Genomic DNA, 5,588 nt, shown 5'->3' on the forward strand with positions numbered 1-5,588 from the left:
GTCTTTTGTTTTGAAAGATTTTATTTGTATATTCGAACAAAGTTCTTTTATCTTAGGATGTACTTCTTTAGATATGACAGAAAAAGAGATATTGTTCTCTGCCAATACTTCTGCTTTTTGTAATGCGATATTTCCACCACCGATCAAAAGAATATGTTGTTCTTTCAGTAATATAGGTAAAGTTTTTCTTTGTTTCATGACTATATCCAAACCTCTCGTAATGACTCTAAAAAATTTTCATTTTGTATATTCTCTTTTAAAAACCTATTTAATCCATTTTCTCTGCTATTGATATATTGTTCAATAATATTCTCTACTGTTCTATTAAGATATTTTGGCAATATTTTTATACCTGTTTTTAGACCAAAATTTGAATCATCACCTTCCAGGTTACCGCCCAATATGATTTCGAATCCAGCTGCTGTATTTCCTTCTTCATCTTTAACTTTTGTACCCAATAGTCCTATATCAACAACATGTGGGTGAGCACAGGAATTTGGACAGCCATTAAGCGAGATCGATACATTTTCATCAAAATCAGGAAATCGTTCTTCCAAATATGATGCAAGAAGCATTGCATGATCTTTTGTTTCAACAACAGCAAATTTACAAAATTTTATCCCCGTACATGAAATAGTTCTGGCCTTAAAAGGACTAGGTCTTGCATCAATATTTATATCCAATAATGCATGGGATAATTTTTCTGTATTTTTATCTGGAACATCCAAAACAATAAAGTTTTGTGTGTTTGTTGCTTTAATGGTCGTCGCTTGATATTTTTCTAAAGTATCTGCTAAATTTGCTAATCCTTTTGAACCAATATACCCACCATTGATCGCACATCCTATGTATGAGTAACCTACTATAGATGATTTATGAATACCAAAATGCTCTCTTTGTGCATAAGGAGTAGCTTTAAAACTTGTTTTTTTTATAAATTCAAACCCTAGCTTCTCTTCTGCAAATGCTTTAAATTTATCTAATCCCCATTCATCAATCAAATGGCCTAACCGTGCCTTCTTTCTACTTTTTCTTAGTCCATGATCTCTGTAAATAAGGGTTATGACTTTTACCGTGTCAAGTACTTGTGTAGCTGCTACATATCCTAAATTAAGTGCTATTTTTTTATTGGAACCCAATCCACCACCAACACTAACTGCAAACAATATTTCACCATCAATCTCAACGGCTGTAAAGGATAAGTCTTGTATCTCATGCCCCATACAGTGTTTACTACATCCAGATATACCTATTTTATATTTTCTTGGTAAATTAACAAGTTCCGGATTACCCCTTAGATAATTATTGATGTCATGCGCTAAATAAGTTGTATCATATAGATCATCTTGGTCTATACCGGTAACAGGGCATGTTACGACATTTCTTGGAACATCTCCAGCAGCAAAAACTGAGCTCAATCCAACATTCTGAATACGTTCAAATATCTCAGGAAGATCAATTACTTTTATAAAATGAAATTGTATATCTTGTCTTGTTGTAAAATCAGCTGTAGATCTTGCGAACTCTTTTGATATTTTCGATAAACATCTTAGTTGCTCTACATTTACGGCACCTTGTTCTAATTTAATTCTTAACATAAAATACAATGTATCATCATGAGCATCTTGTAAATTCTTATTTTGAGTATAAAGACCATACCATTTAAATCTATCTATATCTTCAGGGTCAATTTCTTTGTTTGAAATAGCATACTCTTTAATATCTGCCAATACAGAGAGGCCGTCTTTTTCACTTTTTATTCTCTCTACTCTTTGTGCTGATGTTTCTCTTGTCATTTTTTATCCTACGCTATCATATTACTGTTCCCATGAGGAAAGTATTTTTCAACTAAGGCATTTAATTCAATTAGAAAATCAGAATGCTTTAATTCTTTTTTATCTTGGTTTTCAGATCTATTTCTTATCATTCCCGCACCTACAGTATTATTTGTAATTCTGTCGATGATAATAAATGAACCCATTGCTTTATTATGGTCATATGGATCAAAAGCAATGCTTTGTTCTAAATCTAATTTAGCTCTTGCTATTTCATTTAGATTTATTACACTAGCACTTGATTGTTCTAATGTATTTACATCTGTTTTATAATAAAAACTATCAATTGAACCTACTGTTTGGGTTGATGCTCTTTTAATAAAGTATTGTTTTCCTTTAATTAATGGTTCTTCACTCATCCATACAATATCAACATCTAAATTTGCTGCATTGTCTGGCTGTTCATCACTTTTCACAATTACATCACCTCTTGAAATATCAATCTCATCATTTGTTGTAAGCGTTATTGCTTGTTGTGCATATGCATACTCTAAATTTCCATTATAAGTTACAATCTCTTTTACTGTCGAGCTTTTACCTGATGGTAAAACAGTAATTGCATCACCAACTTCAATGATTCCTGATGCAACAGTTCCACAAAAACCTCTAAAGTCTAAGTTTGGTCTATTTACATATTGAACCGGCAATCTAAAATGAGTTAAATCTCTATCTTGATCAATTTCAATCGTTTCTAAGATATGCATTAAAGTTTTACCTTTATACCAAGGTGATTCAGGACTGACATTTACAACATTATCTCCATTTAACGCAGATAATGGTATTAAAGTAATATCTTCTGTTAATCCTAATTCTTTTGCAAATTCTAAATAGTTTTCACAAATTTTATTATATGTGTCTTCACTAAAATCAACTAAATCCATTTTATTCACTGCAACTATGATATGTTTAATACCTAATAGTTTTGCAATAAATGAGTGTCGTTTAGTTTGAGTTTGTACACCATATCTTGCATCAATTAAAATAATTGCCAAATCTGCAGTTGATGCTCCAGTTGCCATGTTTCGTGTATATTGTTCATGACCTGGAGTATCTGCAATAATGAACTTTCTTTTATCAGTTGTAAAATATCTATAAGCAACATCAATTGTAATACCTTGTTCTCTTTCACTTTGTAAACCATCAACTAATAATGCTAAATCAAACTCACCGTCAGTTGAACCAACTTTTTTACTATCATTTTTAATAGCTGATAACTGATCTTCAAAAATCATTTTAGAATCATGTAATAATCTTCCTATTAAAGTAGATTTTCCATCATCAACAGAACCACATGTAATGAATCTTAATAATTGTTTATTTTCGTGTTCTTTTAAATACGCTTCTATATTATTAGCTATTTTTGTTTCTTGAATTGACATCTTAAAAATACCCCTCTATTTTTTTCTTTTCCATTGAACCGGCAGAATCATTATCAATCACCCTACCCTGTCGTTCACTTGTTTTTGTTAATAACATCTCTTGAATAATCTCAGGTAATGTAGTGGCAGTTGAATCTACAGCACCCGTTAATGGATAACATCCTAGTGTTCTAAATCTAACCATCTCTTCTTTTATTACATCTGTTTCTTCGATTGGCATTCTGTCATCATCAACCATTATTTTCACACCATCTTTTTCAACAACCGGCCTTTTCGCTGCAAAATATAATGGAACAATTGGTATACCTTCAAGATAAATATATTGCCAGATATCCAATTCTGTCCAGTTCGAAATAGGAAAAACTCTAATAGATTCATCTTTATTAACTCTAGCGTTATAAAGATTCCATAGTTCTGGTCTTTGATTTTTTGGATCCCATCGATGATTTTTATCTCTGAAAGAATAAATCCTTTCTTTTGCTCGAGATTTTTCTTCATCTCTACGTGCCCCACCAAATACAGCATCGAACTTATATTTGTTTAGTGCTTGCTTTAACCCTTGTGTTTTCATAACATCTGTATGAACAGCAGACCCATGAGTAAATGGTCCGATATTCTTCTCAATTCCTTCAGGATTAGAATGAACCAATAATTCAAATCCTTCTTCTTTAGCTCTCTTGTCTCTAAACTCAATCATCTCTTTAAATTTCCATTTAGTGTCCACATGTAAAAGCGGAAAAGGCAGTTTTGCAGGTGCAAAAGCTTTTAGAGCAAGATGTAACATTACAGCAGAATCTTTACCGACAGAATACATCATCACAGGATTATCAAATTCTGCTATAACTTCTCTCATGATGTGTATAGACTCAGCTTCAAGTTGTTTTAAATGTGTTAATCTTTCTGTACTTATCATCTTTTTTCCTTTATTATTTTTTGTGTAAACCACATTCTTTGTGTTCTGGGTGTTCCCACCACCATCTACCACTTCTGACATCTTCTCCATCTTTCACAGCTCTTGTACAAGGTGCACAACCTATACTAGGAAAGCCTTGATCATGTAATTTATTGTATGGCACATTATTTTCTTTTATATAATTCCAAACATCATTTTCTGTCCAATCTATAAGTGGATTCACTTTAATAACTTTAAAATTATTGTCATACTCAACAAAAGGCATCTCTGCTCTTGTCACACTTTGATTTGATCTTAATCCTGTTATCCATACATCCAATCCTTTAAGTGCTCGTTGTAAAGGTTCAATTTTTCTAACTGAACAACAATTCTTTCTTTTTTCAATACTTTCATAATGGCCATTTATGCCTTGTGTTTTATAGAGCTCTTGAATACTTAATGTATCTGGAAAATAGACCTCAATTTTTTTGTTGTACTTTAAATTCGTTGCATCCATCACATCATAGGTTTCAGGATGTAATCGTCCTGTATCCAGTGTAAAAATACGTGTAGTATTATCTATTTTCAGGACCATATCTGTTAAAACTTGATCTTCAGCACCAAAACTTGATGAAAGTCCGATTTTACCTTGGTATACATCCAAAAAATATCTCAACTTCTCAGAGGGTGACTTGCCCTTAAAGTTTCTATTTAAACTATCTATTATTATTGTTGTTTCCATTATTTTTCCTATATAACATAATCATTTTTACTCGGCTTATGCCTTCCTAAACTAATTTTATTCCAACCTCTCTCATGAAAATAATATAAAATCATTTTGCTAAAAAGTTCAATCGAACCAATTGATGCAGCCATTTTAAAATTACCAGTTATCAAATATGATATGACTACAGTGTCAAGTGTTCCTATTGTTCTCCAAGAAATGGTTTTTATTATCGATCTATATGCTTTTTCTTTCATTTTTTATTCTTTATTCTCAAAATTTACAATGAAACTATTTCAATGCCATTTTTCTTTATGTACTGATACAGTTTGCAACCAAAACATATCTTCATACTTGCTTCCACTATTTTCCAAATTACTAAGAGTAAAATTAAAGTAGATGCCAATTTAGTGAATTCAAATAATTCCAAGACTATGAAACCACTAATGATAAAAAGTGCAAGATGTGAGGAAAACTCTTTTTCTGATGTATCATTATTATCCTTGTTATGGTTAAATAATAAGGAAATACCATTTGCTATGATTTCTAGCGGGCTGAATAAAGGTGCCAAATATATATGAACAAAAAAATGATAGATCAATAATAACAATAAACTTTTATAGCCTAAAAATACATAAGCTACTATAGTTAATGCTACTAATGCAGCTACGATACGTATCTGATTTTCATCAATAAGTGTATATTTACTCTTTATTATATTATTCATTTCGACTCCTCAATAAATTTTTAACAATATA

Annotated in this window: 7 protein-coding genes; all 7 read right to left on the minus strand. The window is 31.3% G+C overall.

What is annotated here, in order from left to right; genetic code table 11:
• A partial coding sequence (locus ABZC96_RS07910; RefSeq protein ID WP_373029262.1) for an NAD(P)-dependent oxidoreductase occupies nucleotides 1-198 on the minus strand: 198 nt, incomplete at its 3' end.
• Between the two features lie 2 nt (nucleotides 199-200).
• A complete protein-coding gene (locus ABZC96_RS07915; protein ID WP_373030290.1) occupies nucleotides 201-1,796 on the minus strand; it encodes a nitrite/sulfite reductase in 1,596 nt (531 codons plus the stop codon).
• A gap of 8 nt (nucleotides 1,797-1,804) precedes the next feature.
• Nucleotides 1,805-3,214, minus strand: a complete 1,410-nt coding sequence (gene cysN, locus ABZC96_RS07920) for a sulfate adenylyltransferase subunit CysN (RefSeq protein ID WP_373030291.1) — start codon at nucleotides 3,212-3,214, stop codon at nucleotides 1,805-1,807.
• Between the two features lies 1 nt (nucleotide 3,215).
• On the minus strand, nucleotides 3,216-4,127 hold the full coding sequence (cysD, locus tag ABZC96_RS07925; RefSeq protein ID WP_373030293.1) for a sulfate adenylyltransferase subunit CysD: 912 nt from the start codon (nucleotides 4,125-4,127) through the stop codon (nucleotides 3,216-3,218).
• 13 nt (nucleotides 4,128-4,140) lie between these two features.
• Complete coding sequence (locus tag ABZC96_RS07930) at nucleotides 4,141-4,848, minus strand: phosphoadenylyl-sulfate reductase (RefSeq protein ID WP_373030295.1); 708 nt, start codon at nucleotides 4,846-4,848, stop codon at nucleotides 4,141-4,143.
• A gap of 8 nt (nucleotides 4,849-4,856) precedes the next feature.
• A complete protein-coding gene (locus ABZC96_RS07935) occupies nucleotides 4,857-5,087 on the minus strand; it encodes a DUF2061 domain-containing protein (RefSeq protein WP_373030297.1) in 231 nt (76 codons plus the stop codon).
• Nucleotides 5,088-5,110: 23 nt separating this feature from the next.
• Nucleotides 5,111-5,557, minus strand: a complete 447-nt coding sequence (locus tag ABZC96_RS07940; RefSeq protein WP_373030298.1) for a DUF4395 family protein — start codon at nucleotides 5,555-5,557, stop codon at nucleotides 5,111-5,113.
• Between the last annotated feature and the right edge of the window lie 31 nt (nucleotides 5,558-5,588).

The organism is Sulfurovum sp. (assembly GCF_041551015.1).
Lineage (GTDB): Bacteria > Campylobacterota > Campylobacteria > Campylobacterales > Sulfurovaceae > Sulfurovum.